General features: G+C 66.8%; 3 protein-coding genes and 1 pseudogene. All 4 read right to left on the minus strand.

Features of this window, described 5'->3' with window-relative positions; genetic code table 11:
• A partial coding sequence (locus XpruCFBP8353_RS20160; protein ID WP_162301135.1) for a condensation domain-containing protein occupies positions 1–429 on the minus strand: 429 nt, incomplete at its 3' end.
• 4 nt (positions 430–433) lie between these two features.
• Positions 434–5,707 carry a non-ribosomal peptide synthetase gene (locus XpruCFBP8353_RS20165; RefSeq protein WP_101364827.1) on the minus strand — a complete coding sequence of 1,758 codons (5,274 nt, stop codon included), beginning with the start codon at positions 5,705–5,707 and terminating at the stop codon, positions 434–436.
• Between the two features lie 90 nt (positions 5,708–5,797).
• Positions 5,798–6,888: pseudogene (locus XpruCFBP8353_RS24675) on the minus strand (condensation domain-containing protein); the annotation flags it as partial.
• On the minus strand, positions 6,830–20,533 hold the full coding sequence (locus XpruCFBP8353_RS20175; protein ID WP_101364829.1) for a non-ribosomal peptide synthetase: 13,704 nt from the start codon (positions 20,531–20,533) through the stop codon (positions 6,830–6,832). The pseudogene XpruCFBP8353_RS24675 and the gene XpruCFBP8353_RS20175, both read right to left, overlap by 59 nt.
• Between the last annotated feature and the right edge of the window lie 441 nt (positions 20,534–20,974).

Here is a 20,974-nt window from a genome sequence, read left to right on the forward strand (position 1 = left end):
GTGACGCTGCGCGTCGGCATGCGGATCGGCCGCATGACGCAGGTCGATGCAATCCAGTGCGAAGCCGACGTCTGCTGGCGCGATCAGTTGCGTGGCACCGTCATCGCAGGCAATAAAACAGGTGCGCAGCGCTTCGTGGCGCGCGACGATGCGATCCAGGGCCCGCTGCAGTGCGGGAAGATCCAGCTCGCCATGCAGGTCCACCCCGCCGGCCAGCAGATAGGCCTGTGCGGCGCGCGGATCGAATTGCGCCAGGAACCACAGGCGCTGCTGCGCGAAGGACAGCGGCAAGGCGTCGTCGCCATTGCGCCGTTGGATGGCTTCTTCTTCGATGGCTGCGGGCGCCTCGTTCAACAAGGCCCAGAGCCGATGTGCCTCTTCCGTGCTGAGCGTGGAGACATCTTGCGGAAACTTTGCGGAAGAGGACATGGAGTTAGCGTTCCACTTTTGCTTTGGAGAGAACGTTCGCGGCATCGGCGGCGTGCAATTGTGCAAGCCGCGCGCTTAGAACAAGACAGGCCATCTGTTGCAGCGTCGGCTGCGCGAACAGGCTGCGGATGGGGATATCGCAATGCAGGGTTCGACGAATCGCAGCAGCCAAGCGAACCGCAAGCAACGAATGCCCGCCCAAATCCAGGAAACTGTCGCGGCGGCCGATGCGTTCGATGCCGAGCAGTTCGCGCCACAGCGCAGCGAGCGCCTGCTCAAGCGGACCATCCGGTGCTTCGTACGGCCGCTTCGCAAAGGCGTCGTCTTGCGGTGCCGGCAAGGCACGGCGGTCCAACTTGCCGCTGGGTGTCAGCGGCAGGGCATCCATGCGCACGTAGGCGGCCGGCAACATGTAGTCGGGCAGGCAAGCACGCAGGTGCGCGTGCATTACCTCGGTGTCGATCTGTTCGGCCACGAGATAGGCCACCAGACGCGCCTCGCCAGGCTGATCCTCGCGCGCCAACACCAAGGCATCATTGATGCCGGCGCAAGCACCCAGCGCCGCTTCGATCTCGCCCAGTTCGATGCGGAAGCCGCGCAGTTTGAGTTGGCGGTCGTGGCGGCCCAGGAAACGCAGGCTGCCATCGACGCACCAGCAGGCCAGGTCGCCGGTGCGATACATGCGCTGTCCGGGCTGTGCTGCGAACGGATCGGGGATGAAGCGTTCGGCGGTCAGATCCGGGCGTCCCAGATAGCCGCGTGCCAACGCCATGCCGGCCAGATGCAGTTCGCCGCGTACGCCGATCGGCAACGGCTGGGCGTGGCGATCCAAGACATGGGCCTGGGTTCCAGCAAGTGGACGGCCGATACCGGTCGGCGTGTCGGCGGCCACCGCCTGAGCGGTCGCCACTACGATGGCTTCGGTCGGGCCGTAGGTGTCCAGCAGCGCGGTGTGCGCACCCTGCACCCAGGTCTGACGCATGGCCGGGGTCAACGCTTCGCCGCCGATGATGACCTGGCGCACGCAGTCGGGGATCTGCAGCGAGTGCGCGCACAACTCTGCCCAGAAACGGGTCGGCAGATCGACCACGGTTATTCCGGCATTGGCACAGTGCTGCCAGAAGCGTTCTGTGTCCAACCAGCTGTCGTCGCGCAGCACCAGTGTGGCCCCGCTGCACAATGCGCCGAAGACTTCTTCGACCGAGGCGTCGAAAGACAACGTGGCAAATTGCAGCACGCGGTCCTGTGCGCTCAGCCCGTAGGTGTCGATCAATGCATGCAGGCGCGCCACCACGCTCTGGTGCGAAACCATCACACCCTTGGGCTGGCCGCTGGAGCCGGAGGTGTAGATCACATAGGCCAACTGCTGCGGATGGGGATGCAGCAGCGGTGGGTGGTCCGCATGGGCGAGGGCAGCGGCCTGCGCTGCGGCGATGGACAGCACCGGTGTCGCCGGATCATCCTCCCAGCCAGCGTTGTCGGCAGCGTCGACGATCACCAGCGCCGGACGCGCGCCTGCCAGCACCAGCGCCAGGCGCTCGCGCGGCTGGCCAGGTTCCAGCGGCAAATACGCGGCGCCGGCCTTGAGCACGGCCAGCACGGCGACCACTTGCGCGATGCCGCGTTGCAGGCACAGCGCCACACAGCTGTCCGGCCGTGCGCCCAGTGCGCGCAGTCTGTGCGCCAATTGGTTGGCCTGCCGATCGAGCTGCTGATAGCTCAGCGCGGTGTCGCCGCAGATCAGCGCGATGGCGTCCGGCGTAGCGGCCACCTGTTGCGCGAACCAGTGTTGCAGACAGCGCGGGTCGGTTGCGGCGGTGTCGCCGGCATTGAAGGTCTGCAACTGCTGGCGCTGGGGATGCGGCAGCAGCGCCAGCCTGGTCACGCGGGCCTGGTCGTCGTGGGCCATATGCTCGAGCAGCACAACCAGGCTGTCGAGCTGTCGTTGGATCGTGGCTGCATCAAAAAGCGCAGTAGCGAAGCGCAGGCTGCCGGCGATGCATGGACCGTCCTGGCGCAGATCCAGGTCCAGATCGTACTTGGCGTCGTGGGCTGGCCCATGCAGGACTTGGCTATACAGATCCGGCAGTGCGAGCTCGATCTGGGGCGTGTTCTGCCAAGTGAACATCACCTGGAACACGGGAGGATGGGCCAGGCTGCGTGCCGGCTGGAGCGCTTCGATGAGCTGCTCGAAGGGCAGATCCTGATGCTCCTGCGCGGCCAGTGCGGTGGCGCGGACCTGGGCCAACAATTCGGCGACCGTCGGTTGCGCGCGCAGGTCCAGATGCAGCGCCTGCGTGTTGACGAACAGACCGATCAACGCCTCGGTCTCGGCGCGGGTGCGCTGGGCGATCGGCGTGCCGATGACCACCTGCTGCTGTGCGGACAGGCGCGCCAGCAACACGCCCCAGGCAGCGAGCACGGTCATGAACAGCGTGGTGCCGTGGCGCTGGCTCAAGGCAATCAGCGCCTGGGTCAGCGCTGCGTCCAAGCGCACGGGCAGCGCGTCGCCTGCGTAGTCCTGCTCGGCCGGGCGCGGCCGGTCGGTGGGCAGTTCCAGCAGTGCGGGCGCTGCACGCAGGTGGTCGCGCCAGAACGCTAATTGGCGTTGCAGCAGCGGGCCGTCGATCCAGCGGCGTTGCCACAGCGCGTAGTCGGGATAGTGCAGCGACAGCGGCGGCAGCGGATCGGGCTGGCCTTGCACGAACGCGCTGTAGAGCGTGCCCAGTTCCTGCAGCAGCAGGGCAATCGACCAACCATCGGCGACCAGATGATGCAGGGTGACCAGCAAGCGATGCTCGTGCTCGGCCAGGCGCAACAGGCGGCCACGGATCGGCGGGCCACAGGTCAGGTCGAAGGGCGTGCGGGTTTCCTGTTCGGCGTGGCGCTGGGCATCGGCGTGTGGATCGGCAGACTGACGCAGGTCGATGCAGTCCAGCGCAAAGCCGACATCGGGCGCTGCGATGACCTGCGCAGCGCCATCGTTGCTGGCGACGAAGCGGGTGCGCAGCGCTTCATGGCGAGCGACGATGCAATCCAGCGCCTGGCGCAGTGCAGGCAGGTGGAGTTGGCCGCGCAGCTCAACCCCCCCGGGCATCAGGTAGGCCAGATCGGCACGCGCATCGAACTGAGCCAAGAACCACAGCCGCTGCTGGGCGAAGGACAGCGGCAGGGTGTCCGGGCGCGGCAACGGCACGATGGCCGGCAGGGCGCTGGCGGCGGCGCTGTCCAGGGCCATGGCCAGATCGGCCAGGCGAGGGTGCGCGAACAGCGCGGCCAGCGGCAGTTCGACACCCAACGCACTGCGCAGGCGCGAGATCAGTTGCACCCCGAGTAGCGAATGGCCACCAAGGGCGAAGAAGCTGTCATGGCGGCCGACCTGTTCGATGCCGAGCAGCTCGCTCAACAGCGCGGCAAGCAAGCGCTCGCGTTCGCCTTCGGGCGCGACATAGGCCTGCAGCGGCAGGGCAGCGGCATCCGGTACCGGCAGCGCCGCGCGATCCAGCTTGCCGTGCGTGGTGGTCGGGATGGCGGGTAGCAGCACATACGCCGCTGGCACCATGTAGTCGGGCAGGCTGGCGGCGAGCCGATCACGTACCTGCTCAATATGCAGCCCAGTGCCGACCAGATAGGCGACCAAGCGCTTGTCGCCGGGACGATCCTCGCGCAACACCACCGCCGCGTTGCGCACGCCAGGGCAGGCCTGCAGGGTGGCTTCGATCTCGCCGGGCTCGATGCGGAAGCCGCGCAACTTCACCTGATCGTCGTTGCGACCGAGAAATTCCACACTGCCGTCGGTACGCCAGCGGGCCAGATCGCCAGTGCGGTACATGCGCTGGCCCGGTTGCGTGGCAAATGGGTCGGCGACGAAGCGCTCGGCGGTCAGCGCCGGCCGGTGCAGATAGCCACGCGCGACCTGGACGCCGGCGATGTAGAGCTCGCCGATGGCGCCGATCGGCAGCGGTTGGCATTGCGCATCCAGCACGTACAAGGGTGTGCGCGGCAGTGCGGTGCCGATCGGCGGCAGCAACGGCCACTGCGCAGTGTCTGCGGGCAATCGGTGGGCGGAGGCGACGTGGGTCTCGGTGGGACCGTAGTAGTTGTGCAAGCGGCAAGCCGGACGTGCGGCGAAGAACGCGCGAATCGCCGGGGTGATGCGCAACTGTTCGCCAGCGGTGAGCACCTGCCGCAGCGGGCACTCCAGCGCGCCCAGGGCCGGATCGGCCAACACCGCTTCGGCCAGCGATTGCAGCGCGATGTAGGGCATGTACAGGCGCTGGATGCGCTGGGCGCAGACGCGGCGGTACAACGCATGCGCGTCGCGACGCTGCGCATCGGCGATCAGCACCAGGCTGCCGCCGCTGCCCAGCGTGCTGAAAATTTCCTGGAAGCTGGCATCGAAGCCGAGCGCGGAAAACTGCAGGGTGCGTAGCGCATGCATGCCTGCGCCGGCGCAGTGCTCGGCTTCCCAATGCAGCAGATTGAGCAGCGGACCGTGCGGCATCACCACGCCCTTGGGGCGCCCGGTCGAGCCGGAGGTGTAGATCACGTAGCCGCCCTGCAATACCGAGCCGACGCGTGCGGGCGCGGTCGTGGGCATGGTCTGCCACGCCGGGTGCGCGGCGTCGGCGAACACCACGGTCAGCCCTGCGGGCGAGACCAGCGCGTCGACATCGGCACAGGCCGGCGTGGTCAGCAGCACCGATGCTTGGCAGTCCTGCAGCATGTAGGCCTGCCGCTCGGGCGGATAAGCCGGATCCAGCGGTACATAGGCTGCCCCGGCCTTGAGCGTGGCCAGCACCGCCACGACCATGGCGATGCCGCGCGGCAGGCAGACGGCGACGCGGTCGTCTGGGGCCACACCGAGTGCGCACAGATAATGCGCCAGCTGGTTGGCCTGGGCTTCCAGCGCGGCGTAGCTCAGGGTCGCATCCTCGTGCACGACGGCGATGGCATGCGGGGTGGCCGCGGCCTGGCGTTCGAACGCATGCTGCACCTGACAATCGCCGGGAGGCAGTCCGGTGCAGTCGTTGAAGGCGTAGAGCACCTGCTGACGCTGTGCGGAGGTCAGCAGCGGAAGGCGCCAGAGGGGCGTCTGCGGATCGGCGAGCAGCGCTGGCAGCATCTGCCGCAGCGCGAGCAGCGCCTGTTCGGCCATCGGCACGGGCATCCGGTCCGGGTTGACATTGAACTCCAGCACGATCGGATGCTGCGGGCTGTAGCGGCGGACGAATACGCCGAGCGCGGTGTCCTCGTAACCGTGGTGCAGCGGCAGCATGTGCCAGCCGCCGCCGACGATCGACGCGTCGCCCCATGCACTGAAATCCTCGACCGACACGCTGACGTCGAACGGCCGCGGCGCCTGCTNAGCGGCAACTGCGTGGACAGCATGCCGAACATCGCGCGTTCGCGCGCGTTACGGCGATTGTGGACGGCCAGGCCCATCGCGATCGGCGTCTGACGGTTGCCAAGGCGGGTGAGGCAACTGCTCAAGCAGGCGACGATCAGGCTGGTGAACGAGCCGCCCAGGCGCTCGGCGAGCGTGCTCAGCTCAAGAAAAAGCGAGGTGTCCAGCTCATTGCTGAGTTGCACGCTGCGCTGATGGCCCAGCGCTGCCGTCGCACTGGGGAACAACGGCTCCGGTCGCGCCTGCAGACGGTCGCGCCAGAACGCCAGGTCGCGCTGATAACGGCTGGAGCCGAGATAGGCCTGGTCGGCGTCGAGCGCCCGCAGATACGATGGGGATGGAGTCTGTTCGGTCTGGCCGCGCAGGCGCTGGTTGTAGTCATCCACGACCTGTCGCGCCAGCATGCCCATCGAAATGCCGTCGGCGATGATGTGGTGGCAGCGGTACACGCAATAACCACGCGTGGCGGAGACCTGCAGCCACTGGATGTCCCACAGCGGTTGGTCATAGAGCGCGAATGGCCGGGCCGTCGCTTGGCGAATATGCTCCCAGGCGCGGTGCTCGCCATTACCGCTATCCGAGTAATCGTGCCAAGGCAGCGAAAAAGACAGCGCTTCCAGCACACGTTGGCTCGGCAAGGGCGACCCTTCGACCAGTACGGTGCGCAGCGCATCATGGCGTGCGATCGCTGCGGCAATGGCCTGTTCCCAGACATCGCGACGCAGCGTTCCCTCGAAGTGCATCACGCAGCCGATGCTGTAGCTGGGCTGGTCCGGTGCGAGCAGTTGCCCCAGCCACACGCCTTGCTGTGCCGAACCCAGCGCATGCAGCGCAATCTGTGCAGGAGGAAGGGCCAGTTCGACGGCGCTCATGCAATCTCCAGCGTGGGGAAGGTGTAGAGCGCTGCCGCAGGCGTGCTTGGGCGCAGGGTGGCGCTCGCGGGGCGGGCTGGTGTCCGTTGGTTCGCGTGGGCATGCGAATGGGCGAGCGCGGTCATGGGGTGTCCATTTCGGGCGCGCAGGCAGCATTGGCTGTAACCCTCTCGCCTGCATCGTCGTCGTCGGCGACAGCGTGCTGCGGCGCGAACGCTGTACGGGGGCATGCAGCGATGTCGAGCGCCCGCTCGATGCGACGCGCCAGCGTGGCGATATGCTCGGCTTCGATCAGCGTGGTGTGTCCGCCGCCGACCGCAATCCGTTCGATCTGCGCATCCGGCAACAGCTGTTGCCAGCCATAGGCATCGGTGGCCGGTTCGGGTTCTGTGGCCTGGAACAGATGCAGTCGATTTGACGCCGGCAATGGTTGCGCGTCGAACGTCGGCCACAGGCGATTGAAACACGTGCTGGTGACGCAGGTATGCAGCAGGGCCGCGACCGAGGTCTGTTCTTCGCCCGCCAACTTCGCCAGCATCGGATCGCTTTCGCAGACTGTGCGCATCTCGTGGTAGGCACTGTCGCCGATACGATCCAGCAGCGCCTTCAACGCCGCTTGGATGTCGTCACGGTCCTGGTAAGGGCGATGGCGCTGCAGCCCTTCGAGCTGGCGCAGCAACGCCTGGCCGATCGCATCGTCGAGCGTTTCGGTTTCCGTCGCTGCTGCGGGTACATCGCAATCGAGCAGACCCAGGAAGCCGACCGGCGCGTCGTGCATGCCGAAGTGCTGGGCGATGGCGTAGGCGAGCAGCCCGCCGGAGGAATAACCCAGCAGGTGGTAAGGGCCGTGCGGCTGCACCGCCTGGATCAGCGCGGCCGTCTGCGCCGCCAGCGCCTCCAATGTGGCAGGTAACGGATCGGGCCAGGGCAGGGCATAGACCGGGATATCCGTATCCAGGTGTGCAGCGAGCTCGAACGCGTAGGTGATATCACCAACACCGGTCGGCAGCACGAACAGAGGGGGGCGAGTGCCACCACGCCGGGCCGCCAGCGCCTGCGGTCCCGATGTCTGCGCTGCTCCGGTCAGACGCGCAGCCTGCCCGCAGAGGGTGGGGCAGTCGTAGACCATCTGCACAGTCAGTTCCAGGCTGCTGCGCTTGGCGGCCGCAATCAGCCGCACCACCAACAACGAATGTCCACCCAACTCGAAGAAGTGATCGTGGCGACCGATACGCCGCTGCCCCAAGACGCTGGCCCAGAGTTTGGCGAGCGCACGTTCGATGGCATTGGCCGGTGGCACATAACCGTCGGCGTCCGCTATTGCCGCCTCCGGCGGCGGCAACGCCTGGCGATCGAGCTTGCCGTTCGCATTCAGCGGTAGCGCGTCCAACTGCAGATAGACGTTGGGCACCATGTAATCAGGCAACTGTGCCGACAGTTGCCTACGCAGGCTGTCACCAGCGCGGTCGGCTGCAGTGCCGACCCAATAGGCCACCAAGCGGACATCGCCATGGCCATCGTCGTGCGCGATGACGACGGAAGCGCGCACACCGTCGCAGCGCAGCAAGGCGGCCTGAATATCGGCCAGTTCGACGCGAAAGCCGCGCAGTTTGATTTGATCGTCGTTGCGGCCGACGAATTCGAGCACGCCATCGGCGCGCCAGCGCGCCAGGTCGCCGGTGCGATACATGCGCTGGCCAGGCTGCTCGGCGAATGGATCGGGCACAAATCGCTCTGCGCTCAGTCCCTGGCGGTGCAGATAACCGCGCGCCACCTGGATGCCGCCCACCATCAGTTCGCCGATGACGCCGGCCGGCACCGGGCGGCACCGACGATCGAGCAGGGTCAGTCGCACATTGGCCAATGGCTGGCCCAGCGTGGGCAGCGGCGCGTCCGGCCGGATCGCGGACACGGTGACGTCCACCGTGCATTCGGTCGGGCCGTAGACATTTAAGAAGGCGATCTGTGTGCACTGGCTCAAGCGCTGCCACATGGCCGGTGGAATCGCTTCGCCGCCAATCAGCACCGTCTTCGGCACGCCGTCCGTTGCCTCGAGCAGGCCGGTGTCGAGCAGCAGTTGCAATTGCGCCGGGGTGCAGTCGAGCACATCCAGGCGCGAGTGCCGCATCCAGGCCAGCAGCGCCTCGCCGTCCAGACGAACCGCTTGCGGCACGATCGCCAAGCAGGCGCCGGAGAGCAATTGCACCCACATCTTGACCGAGGCGTCGAACGACAGCGACGCATTGAGCGACACGCACGGCGGCGCGGATGCGGCGTTCGCGTGCACGACCGGATGCAAGGCCTGCCAGAGATTGACGACCGCGTCGTGCTGAACCATCACCCCCTTGGGACGTCCGCTGGAGCCGGAGGTGTAGATCACGTACGCCAGGTGCTGCGGGCCGAACCCGGGCGCCGGGCCGGGGTTGCACTCGGGCTGCTGCGCCCATGCGTCGCTGTCGTCCAGCCAGACCATCGGGATCCTGCCGTGCGGCAGTCGCGCGCGTAGCGCGGTGTGGCTGAGCACGCAGTGCGGTGCGCTGTCTTCAAGCATGAACGCCAGGCGCTGCGCCGGATAGCGCGGGTCCAATGGCACATAGGCGGCGCTGGCTTTGAGGATCGCCAACACGGCGACCAACATCTCCGGGCCGCGCTCCAGGCACAGGGCCACGCGCGTATCCGCACCGACACCGAGTGCCATCAGGTGATGGGCGAGGCGATTGGCCTGTGCATTGAGCTGGGCATAGGAGATTGCACGCTCCTCGAACCGCACGGCAGTGGACTGCGGACTGCGCGCTACCTGCTGTTCGAACAGGTGGTGGATGCACGCGGCCGGCGGCGCTGGCAGCGGTGCCGCAGCGGATGCGCGCGGCGCGGCGATGTCCTGCTGCGGCAACACGTCCAGCGCATGCAACGGGGTTGCCGGCGCCAGCTGCAAGGCGCTGTCCAGCGCGGCCAATGCCTGCAGCATCATCCGGCCAGCGCGTTCGGCGCCGACCCTGGGCATGGCCTGAACATCCAGCGAGAAATCGCCCGCATTGCCGTGGTCGTTGACCGACAGCAACAGCGCGTAATGGGTGTGTTCCTGCGCCGGCAGCGCTTCGATGCCGTCCCAAGCGTGGCCGGACCTGGTGTCGGCCGCGCGACCGTCGCTGGCATGGCGATAGTTCAGCACCGAAGTGAACAAGGGCGCCGGCGACTGCACGCCGCTGCAGCGCTGGGCCAGTGCCAGGGGGGCATGCTCATGGCGCAACAGCCGTGCAAGCCGGTGCTGCATAGCGTGGATCGCCTCGGCCACGCCGGTGCGGTCGCAGTCCATCCGCAACGGCAAGGTGTTGAGGAACATGCCGAGCACGCGGTCGGCACCGTCGCCGGCCCACATCCGGCCGAACAGCACGGTGCCGAACACCACGGTGTCGCGACCGCTGCTACGCGCCACGATCAGCGCATAGGCCAGATGGAACAGGCTGGCGACGCTGACGCCCAGGCGGCCGGCATGCGCGCGCAGGTTCCGAGCAAGCGTCTGGTCGAGCTGCAGATGCGCGTGTTCGCTAGCGATCGCCGCATCGGCAGGCGTAGGCAGCCCGAATGGCGCAGTGGGCGCATCGAGATCGGCCAGCATTTCGGTGAAGAATGCTTGGTGCTCCGATTGCGGCACGCCCAACTGCGTGTGGGCGATGAAATCGCGGAACGGCAGCGCCGGCGGCAAGCTGTGCTGGCCACCGGCCAGGCAGGTCCGGATCTCTGCCATCGCCAGTTCCAGGGTGGTGTGATCCATCACCAGGTGATGGTGCTGCAGACCCAGCAACCAGCGATCATGGCTGGCGTCGCGAACCACGTGCGCGCACAACAGCGGTGCCTGCTGCAAGCGCATCGGCGTCTGCACCATGTGCGCACGCAGGCGTTCGACCGAGCCAGCCCAAGCATGTTCGTACACCACTAGTGGCGCCTGGCGCCACACGACCTGTACCGGCGTGCTCAGGCGCTCCCAGACGATGGCAGTGCGTAGGATGTCGTGACGGACGATCACCGCCTGCAGCGCGGCAAGCAAGTCGTCCAGACGGGCACGGGTGTCGACGCACAGTAGCGTGTGCTGCAGATAGGGATCGCGCGCAGTCTCGGCCAGGTGGTGGAACAGCAAGCCCTCCTGCAGCGGCGCCAGCGGATAGATGTCCTGGACGTTGGCGGCACCACCATCGACGCTGGCCACCACCAGATCGATCTCGGCCTGCGTGAGCTCGACCAGCGGCAACAGATCCGGAGTGAGATGGCTGCAGCCGACGTCGATGGGGTTGGGCGGCACGACCACGTTGGTCGCCGTCTGCAGCGTTGCCGCCAGGCCGCACAGCGTGGGTGAAGTGAACACGCTACGTACGTCCACTTGCCAGCCATGTCGGCGCAGTCGTTCGATCAGCGTGACCGCCAGCAACGAGTGCCCGCCGAGGGCGAAGAAATTATCGTGGCGACCGATCCGTGCAACACCGAGCAACTCGCACCACAGGGTGGCCAGCGTGTGTTCGAGCAATCCCTGTGGTGGCACAGAGATATCGCTGGCGAGGTCGTCACTGCCCGGTGCCGGCAAGCGTTGCCGATCGAGTTTGCCATTGGCGGTGAGCGGCAGCGCATCGAGGCAGACATATGCGGCGGGCACCATGTAAGCCGGAAGCCGAGCGCTCAACATGGCCCGCAGCGACTCGGGAGCGACGACTGCGCTGGCAACGACATAGGCCACCAGCCGGCGCTCGCCGGCACGCGACGTGTCGGTCAGCACGATCGCTTCGCGCACGCCGGGACAATCGCGCACTGCGGCTTCGACGTCAGCCGGCTCGACCCGGAAGCCACGGATCTTGACTTGATCGTCGTTGCGACCAAGGAAGTCCAGCGTGCCGTCGCTGCGCCAGCGTGCCAGGTCGCCGGTGCGGTACATGCGCTGACCGGACGCGGTGGCGAATGGATCGGGAATGAAACGCTCGGCGGTCAGCGCCGGCAGATGCAAATAGCCTTGCGCCAGCTGCGCACCGGCAAGATGCAGTTCGCCGCGGGTGCCGATCGGCACCGGTTGTCCGTGCTGGTCCAGCACGTACGCGCAGGTGCCGGGCAGGGGCCGCCCGAGCGGCAGACGTTCGCTGCCGGGTTCGACCGCCGCGACTGGATGGAGCACACCGAAGACTGTGGTTTCGGTGGGGCCATAGCAGTGCAATAGACGCTGCGGAGACGCCTGCGCAAGCAGATCGGCAATGGCGCGCGCATCGACGCGGTCGCCACCGGTCAGCAGGCAGCGCAGTCTCGGTAGCCAGCTGGCCAACGCGCGCCAGTAGCCGGGCACCAGCCCGGCAGTCAGATGCAGGATGCTGACCTGGTGCCTGGCAAGATGCGCGGCCAGGGCTGGCGGATCGAGCAACACGGCCTGCTCGACGACGACGATAGCCGCGCCATGCAGCAAGGCAGTCCAGACTTCGAAGGTTGCCGCATCGAATGCCGGGTTGGCCACAAACGCGATGCGGTCGTCTGGCTGGATCTGCGCATGGCCACCGCCCATGGCGAAGGCCACCACGGCGGCATGCGCAACCACCACGCCCTTGGGCGTACCGGTCGACCCGGAGGTGTAGATGACGTAGGCGGGGCTGTTTGCCGGCACCGCGACCGGTGTCGCCAGAGAGTGGGCCGCAGTTGGCAGGTGGTCCAGATCTCGATGATCCAGATCCACGCGCGGCAGCTGCAGGACCGGCAACGCGATGTGGATGTCGCTGAGCAGGGCGCGTGCGGCGCAGTGGCCGATGAGTTCGCCCAGGCGCTCGGCCGGATGCGTCGGGTCCAGTGGCACGTAGGCTGCACCGCAGTGGAGCACCGCCAGTTCGGCGACGATCAACCGCGTCGACCGTGGCAGCACTACGGCCACCCGATCGCCCGGGCGCACGCCCGCAGCCATCAGCTGCTGCGCCACCTGCTGCGCATGGCCGAGCAGACCGGCGTACGAGAGCATCGTTGCTCCGCTCACGATCGCTAAGGCATCGGGAGTCAGTGCAGCCTGCTGCGCAAACAGGGCATAGAGGCTCGCGTCCGGCAACGGCCGCGTTGGCGGAACAACGCCCATCTCCAGCAGTTGACGACGCTCTTCTGAGGGCAGCAGCGGCAGGCTGGCAACGCGCTGTGCGTCGCCTGCGCAGATCGCCTGCAACAGGTGCACGAACTGGGCGACATGGCGCTCGATGGTGCTGCGGTCGAACAGCGCGCAGGCGTAACCGAGCGTGCCGACGATGCAGCCATCGTGTTCCTGCAGGCCCATGCTCAGATCGAACTTGATCGTCTGCATCTGCAGATCCACGCCCTGCAGGTGCAATCCCGGCAGCTGCAGTTCCGGTTGCGGCACGTTCTCCCAACTCAACATCGCCTGGAACAACGGATGCGCGCCTGGGTTGCGCTCGGGGTTGAGCGTCTCGATCAGTTGCTCGAACGGCAGATCCTGATGCGTCTGCGCGGCCAACGCGCTAGCGCGCACCTGCGCCAGCAAGGTGGCCACGGTTGGGTTGTGCGACAGATCCACCCGCAGCGCCTGGGTGTTGACGAAGAAGCCGATCAATGGCTCCAGCTCGGCATGGGTGCGGTTGGCCACCGGCGTGCCGATCACCACATCCGCTTGGCCGGACAGCCGCGACAGCAGCACCGCCCAGGCAGCCAGCAGCGTCATGTACACGGTCGTGCCGTGACGGTGACCGAATTGCTTGAGCGCTGCGCTGTCGGCGCGATCCAGCGCGAATGCAACCGTGTCCCCGGCATAGTCCTGCTGGGCCGGGCGCGGCCGGTCGGTGGGCAATTCCAACAAGGTCGGCGCGCCTTGCAGATGCGCGCGCCAGAAATCGCGCTGGCGCTGCAGCGCCTGGCCGCTGATCCGCTGACGTTGCCAACTGCTGTAATCGGCGTACTGCACCCGCAGTGGCGGCAACGGGTCGTCGCGGTCCTGGACGAATGCGCCGTACAAGGCGCCCAGTTCGCGCACGAACACGCCCATCGACCAGCCGTCCGAGACGATGTGGTGCATGGTCACCAGCAGCACATGTTCCTGCTCGGCAAGACGCAGCAGGCGGCCGCGCAGCAACGGCCCCTCTTGTAGATCGAAGCCGGTGCCGGCTTCCTGGGCGGCGTGGTCGCGGGCGGCTGCGTCGGGGTCGGGCAGGTCGCTCAGGTCGACACAGTGCAGCGAAAAGCCGCTCTGTGGCGGTCCGATCAGCTGCACCGGCGCGTCGTCTTCCACACCGAAACAGGTCCGCAAGGCCTCGTGCCGATGCACGATCCGATCCAGTGCACGGCGCAACGCCAGGCCATCCAGCGGGCCGCTCAAGCGCACGCCCGCAGGCATCAAATAGGCACGCTGGCTCTGCGGATCGAAGCGGTCCAGAAACCACAGCCGCTGTTGGGCGAAGGACAGCGGCAGCGGCGCGCTGCGATCCACTGCGACGACGGGAGACGAGTCGGTACCTGCATCGCTGCCGCCACTGCGCTCCAGACACAGCGCCAGCGCCTGCAATTGAGTGTGGGTGAAGATGTCGCCGATCTGCAGCTCCACGCCCAGGCTGTCGCGGACCCGCGCAATGAGTTGCACCGCCAACAGCGAGTGCCCTCCCAGATCGAAGAAATCGTCGTCGCGGTTGACCCGGTCCACGCCCAGCAAATCGCACCACAGCTGGGCCAGAGTTTGCTCATTGCGGCCCTGCGGCGCCGCGCCTGCCGGGCCGCTGCGGTGTTCGTCATCCGGCGCCGGCAGGGCCTGGCGATCGAGCTTGCCGTTGGCGGTGAGCGGCAGCGCATGCAGGCGCACATAGCGGACCGGCACCATGTAGTCGGGCAGGCGCATCGCCACATGCGCGCGCACGGCCTCCACGACCAGCGACGGCGTCGCCACATAAGCAACCAAACTGCGCTCGCCGGGTCGGTCTTCGCGGACCAGCACCGCCGCATCCTGCACGCCGGGTGCCGTCCGCAGCGCGGCCTCGATTTCGCCCGGTTCGATGCGGAAACCACGCAACTTGACTTGGTGGTCGTCGCGACCGACGAACAGCAACGTGCCGTCTTCTCGCCAACGGACCCGATCGCCACTGCGATACATGCGCGCGCCGGCGACCGCTGCGAACGGATCGGGAACGAAGCGCTCGGCGGTCAGATCCGGGCGGCCCAGATAGCCGCGCGCCAGTTGCGCGCCCGCGATATGCAGCTCGCCATTCACGCCAATCGGCAGCAATTGTTGCCGGCGATCCAGCACGTGCAGGCGCACATTGGCGATCGGTCCGCCGATGTGCAGCGCTTGCCCAGGCACGACCGCACCGAAGCTGACGCCAGAGACGGTCTCGCTGGGGCCATATGCGTTGAGCAGTTGCACGCGCTCTCGTGCCAGCTGGTGCCAGCGCTCGACATGCGCGAAGTTGAGCGCTTCGCCGCCGCACACTACCAGCCGCAACGTTGCCGGCAGCGCGGCCGTGCTGCCGGTTTGTTCGGCCATCCAGGCATGCCAGTAGGCGGTCGGCAGATTCAGCACGCTGATGCGCTGCTGATCGATCGCCCTGCAGAATTCGCCGATGGCCGGCAAGCGCTGGCCCGGCAGTAGTACCAGCGTCGCGCCGCTGGACAGCGTGGCGAAGATTTCGTCCACGGCGATATCGAAACTCGGCGAGCTGCACTGCAGTACGCGGTCGCCCCCCTGCAAGCCGTAGCGCGTGGCAGCAGCCACGCAATAATTGCGCAAGCCACCATGGTCCACCGCCACACCCTTGGGCGTGCCGGTCGAACCAGAGGTGTAGATCACATACGCCAGGTGCTGTGTCCGTAGCGCCGGCACAGCGGGGGCGGTGTGCGGCAGCTGCGCCCACTCGGGCTGCGACTGGTCCAGCAGGAGCATCGGCATGCGGGCCCGCGCGCCCAGTTGGGCCGCGCCCTGCGCATCGGTCAGCAGCACACAGGGCGCGCTGTCGGCGAGCATGAAAGCCAGGCGCTGCGCTGGATAAGCTGGATCCAGCGGGACGTAGGCGCCGCCGGCTTTGAGTACCGCAAGCATCGCCACGATCAATTCGACGCTGCGGCCCAGGCACAGTGCCACCCGTTGGTCCGGGCCGACGCCGAGGTCGACCAGATGGCGCGCCAGGCGATTGGCCTGTGCATCGAGTTCGGCATAGGACAGGCTGCGCGCGGCATCGACCACGGCGATGGCCGTCGCGGCCTGCACGGCGTGGCGTTCGAACAGGGTGTGCACACCGGCAACGTCGGCGACCGCGGTGTCGGTGGCGTTGAAGTCCTGCAGCAGTGCCAGATCCTGCGGCGTGGTCACCGACAACGCCGATAGCGAAAGGCTGTCGTCGGCAGCCATCCGGCCGAGCAGCGTCAGCAACTGGCGGATGTGGCGCTGGATACTGGAGCGCGCGAACAAGGCAGTGGCAAACCCCAAGCTGCCGACGATGCAATCGGCGTCTTCCTGCATCGACAGTTCCAGATCGAACTGCGCAGTGCGGCCGCTACGCTCCAGCGTCTCCAAGCTCAGCTCGGGCAACGCAAGCTCGCCTTGCGGGGCGTTCTGCCAGGCGAACATGACCTGGAATACCGGATTGTGCGCATTGCTGCGCACCGGGTTAAGCGCCTCGACCACGTGTTCGAAGGGAATGTCCTGGCATGCCTGTGCGGCCAGTGCCGTGGCACGCGTCTGCGCCAGCAACTCGGCCACGCTCGGGTCCTGGCGCAGAGCGATGCGTAGTGCGAGCGAATCGACGAATAGCCCGATCAAGGATTCGAGTTCGGCCTGATGGCGATTGGCGACCGGCGTACCGATCACGACCTCGCGCTGCCCAGACAAGCGTGCCAGCAACGCCGCCCACGCGGCCAGAATGACCATGAACAAGGTGACGCCATGCCGCCGGGCCAGCGCCTTGAGCGCCGCCGACTGGGCGGCGTCCAGGCGGAACGGCAACACTTCGCCGCAGTGATCCGGCCGTGCCGGGCGTGGAAAGTCGGTGGGCAGATCGAGCAGCGCCGGAGCGCCCCGCAAGTGTTCCAGCCAGTACGTCAATTGGCGTTGCAGCCGTTCGCCGGCAATCCAGCGGCGCTGCCAGAGCGCGAAGTCGGCGTACTGGATCGGCAGGGGCGGCAGCGGGTCGGCCAGGCCTTGCGCAAACGCGCCGTACAACGCAGTCAGTTCATTCACCAGCACGGCACCGGACCAGGCGTCGGCAACGATGTGATGCACCGTCAGCAACAGCACGTGGTCGTGCTGGCCCAGGCGTAGCAGCTGCCCGCGCAGCAAGGGGCCTTTGGCCAGATCGAACGGCGCCTGCGCCTGTTCTTCAGCGTGCGCGTATGCGGCCTGTAGTGGATCGCTGTCACTACTGAGGTCGTGGTGGAGCAGGGAACATCCACGCTCGGCTGGCGCGATCACCTGCTGCGGTTGCCCATCCACCGTGATGAAACAGGTCCGCAACGCTTCGTGACGTTCGACGATACGGTCCAACGCACGGCCTAGCGCGGCTTCGTCCAACGCACCGCGCAGCCGCAGCGCGTACGCCAGCGAATAGGCCGTGCCGATCTGGCCATGCATATCGATGAACCACAGGCGCTGCTGCGCGAACGACAACGGCAGCGGCCCGCTACGCGGACTCGGCACGATCGCCGGTTGCGTATCCAGCGCGGCGTTGCTCACGGCATTGGCCAACTCGGACAGACGCGCGTGCGCAAAGATCTCGGCCAAGCCGATGACCACGCCAAGCCGCTGTCGCACGCGCGACGCCAACTGCACCGCCAGCAACGAGTGCCCACCCAGGGCGAAGAAATCGTCGTGGCGACCGACGCGTTCGACACCGAGCAACTCGCTCCACACTGCGGCCAGCAAGGTCTCCAGCTCGCCTTCCGGTGCAACGTAGGTCTGTGTGGCGAGCGCATCGGCATCCGGCGCCGGCAGGGCGCGGCGATCGAGCTTGCCGTTGGCGGTCAGCGGCAGTGCGGGCAGCTGCACATAAGCCGCCGGCAGCATGTAGTCGGGCAGGCGGGCGCCGAGTCTGGTGCGTAACGCGTCGGGGTCAAGCGCGACATCCGCATCGCCGACTACGTACGCGATCAAGCGTTTGTCGCCGGTGCTGTCCTCGCTGGCGATGACGACTGCCTGACGCACGCCGTCGCAGCCGCGCAAGGCTGCCTGGATGTCTCCGAGTTCGATCCGGAAGCCGCGGAGCTTGACCTGCTCGTCGTTGCGGCCGAGATAGGCCAGGCTGCCATCGGCCTGCCAACGCGCCAGATCGCCGGTCTTGTACATGCGCTCGCCTGGTTGCTCGGCGAATGGATCGGGCACGAAGCGCTCGGCGGTCAATCCCGGCCGCCGCAGATAACCGCGCGCCAGACCGGCGCCGGCCACGTGCAGCTCGCCGGCCACACCGATCGGCAGGCACTGGCCATCCGGGCCCAGCACATAGGCACGCAGATCCGCGAGCGGTGCGCCGATCGGGCTGAGGTCGGCGCGCGTGACATCCTGTTTGGTGAGGACATGCGCGGTGACATGCACCGTGGTCTCGGTGATGCCGTACATGTTGAGCAGCGCGGTGCGCTGGCCATGCGCAGCAAACCACGTGGAGACACTGGCCGGTTGCAGCGCTTCGCCACCGAAGATCACCAGCCGCAGGTGGTGCTGCACCTGGCTCTGTCGCTGCGCCTGGATCAACGCCTGGAACGCGCTGGGTGTTTGATTGAGCACGCTGACGCGCTGCTGGCAGAGCAGGGCATGGAAGGCGGCCGGGTCGCGCGCAACGTGCTGCGGCACCACGACCAGTCGACCGCCATGGGCCAGTGCGCCCCACAGCTCCCAGACCGAGAAGTCGAAGGCGCAGGAATGGAACAGCGTCCAGACATCGTCAGCGCTCGGCGCGACGTGAGCGTGGGTGGCATGCAGCAAGCGCACCACCTGCGCATGGGCGACGACCACACCCTTGGGAGTGCCGGTGGAGCCGGAGGTGTAGATCACGTAGGCCGGATGCTGCGCAAGCAGATCGCTGCGTTGCGGCGCATCGATGGGACGATGCGCCCATGCATCTGCATCATCCAGCACCAGGGTGGCGATGCCGGTCTGTGAGGGTAGCGTGGCAGCCAGTGCGCGGTGGGCAAGCAGCAGACGCGGTTGCGCATCGGCCAGCATGAAGCCCAGCCGCTGGGTGGGATAGGCCGGATCCAGCGGTAGATAGGCGGCACCGGCCTTGAGCACGGCGAGGATGGCCACGACCAGGTCGATACCGCGCTGCAGGTACAGCGCCACGCGGTCTTCCGGACCGATGCCGTGGGCGATCAGATGATGGGCGAGCTGGTTGGCGCGCGCGTCGAGGTCGGCGTAGCTGAGCGCCAGCTCCTCGTGCACCACGGCGATGGCGTGCGGCCGTTGCGCGACGTGTCGTTCGAACAAACTCGGCAGGCACGCATCATCAGCGAATGTGCGCTGCGTGCGCGCCAGTGTCTGCAGCCACTGTTGACGCTCGGGTGCGCGCAAGAGTGGTAAACGATCCACGCGCGTGCTGTCGTCGGCGACCATGCCATACAGCAGCGCCATGAATTGATCGAGATGCCGCTCGATGCTGACGCGCTCAAACAGCGCAACCGGGTACTTGAGGCAGGCACGTAGCCCGGCGGCGGACTCCTGCATGGACAGCATCAGATCGAACGCGCACATGTCCGACGCGTCGGGCAATGGCGCCAGCTGCAGTCCGGGCAGGTGCAGCGCTTGCTCGCCGCTGAAGCCATCCAGACTGAAAAGCACCTGGAACACTGGCGTATGGCTCAGACTGCGGTTCGGCTGCAGCGCTTCGACGACACGCTCGAACGGCAGCTCCTGATGATCTTGCGCATTCAGTACCACGTTGCGCACATGCGCAAGCCATTGCGCCACGCAGGGCGTGCCGGACGCCGTAAGCCGTAGCGCCAGCGTATTGATGAAACAACCAATCAGCGCTTCCAGGTCTGGATGCGTCCGGCCGGCCACCGGCGTCCCGATCACCACATCGTCGGTAGCGCTGATGCGCGCCAGCAGCAATGCCCAGCCGGCCAGCAAAGTGACGAACAGCGAACACCCGTGGCGACGTGCCAGCGCATGGAGCCGCTGCCCCAGCTCCGCCGGCAGCGAGCGCTCCACGAACGCGCCATGGTAGTCCTGCATGGCGGGCCGGGTGCGGTCGGTGGGTAGTGGCAGCAGTGACGGCGCGCCAGTCAATTGCCTTGTCCAGAAGCGCAGTTGCGCATCGAGCGTGTCGCCCTGCAGCTGCTCGCTCTGCCAGATCGCATAGTCCGCATACTGAATCGACAATGGCGGCAGCGGATCGGACTGTTGCCGCAGGAACACGGTGTACAAGGCTTCCAGCTCGCGCAGTAGCACGCCGATCGACCAGCCATCGCAAGCGATGTGATGGAAGGTCAGCAGCAGGACGTGTTCGTCCGCCGTCAGGCGCAACAAACGCCCGCGGACTGGGGCACCCAGTTCCAGGTCGAACGGCCGCCGCGACTCCTGCTGTGCGATGCGCGCGATCGCGGCAGGATCCGCAGCGCACGCTCCCATGTCCTCATGCACGAGCGGAAAGCCGGACGGCGGCAAGATGCGCTGGCGAATCTGGCCGTTGATATCGACCAGGCTGGTGCGCAGCACCTCGTGTCGTTCCACGATGCGGTCCAGCGCGGCCTGCAATGCATGGATATCCAGTTCGCCGCTCAACCGCACGCCGTTGGCGATGTGGTAGCTGATGGATGCCTGCGGATCCAGCCGGGCGAGCAACCACATGCGCTTTTGCACGAACGAAGCAGGCAGCGTCTTCGTAGACTTATCCATGATGGACGCGCTCCTTGAGCAGGCGTGCCCGGCTGCGAAACGTTCGCCCTGCGGGACGTGGCGGAAGACGCGGCACCTGGCGGTCGCATCGGAGCAGAATCATCGATGTCGGGCGTTGCACGTACCTGACTCAACTTACGGCGTAGATCGCTTTTTTAGGGCGTCGGACACGTGTGCGCTTGACTGAATGTGACGGCGATTTGTCTTTGCTGGTCGTGCCGCAGTCACCACGCAATGATCTTGCTACCCGTGGGGTGTTGGCTGCGCCATGCCGAAAGAGCGAGCGCACATGCGTAGTGTCGAGTGACGCTGACAGGCAACTGATCGGCGCACATGAGCAAGTGGCCCGACAGGGCGTCGACCACCATGCCGTGCATCGCTGTCGCCCAAAGCCTGTTGTGTACGTCGAGGTGAATGCGAAATGGCGTGTGGCGCGTCGAG

It is taken from the genome of Xanthomonas prunicola (genome assembly GCF_002846205.1).
In the GTDB taxonomy this organism is placed as follows: domain Bacteria; phylum Pseudomonadota; class Gammaproteobacteria; order Xanthomonadales; family Xanthomonadaceae; genus Xanthomonas; species Xanthomonas prunicola.

What these genes read in the sequence shown, in the direction of transcription:
- XpruCFBP8353_RS20165 (WP_101364827.1), bottom strand. Translation starts at nt 5,707, where the DNA reads ATGCTGCCGCTGCACCACGGTTACGAGGACACCGCGCTCGGCGTATTC.
- XpruCFBP8353_RS20175 (WP_101364829.1), bottom strand. Translation starts at nt 20,533, where the DNA reads ATGGATAAGTCTACGAAGACGCTGCCTGCTTCGTTCGTGCAAAAGCGC.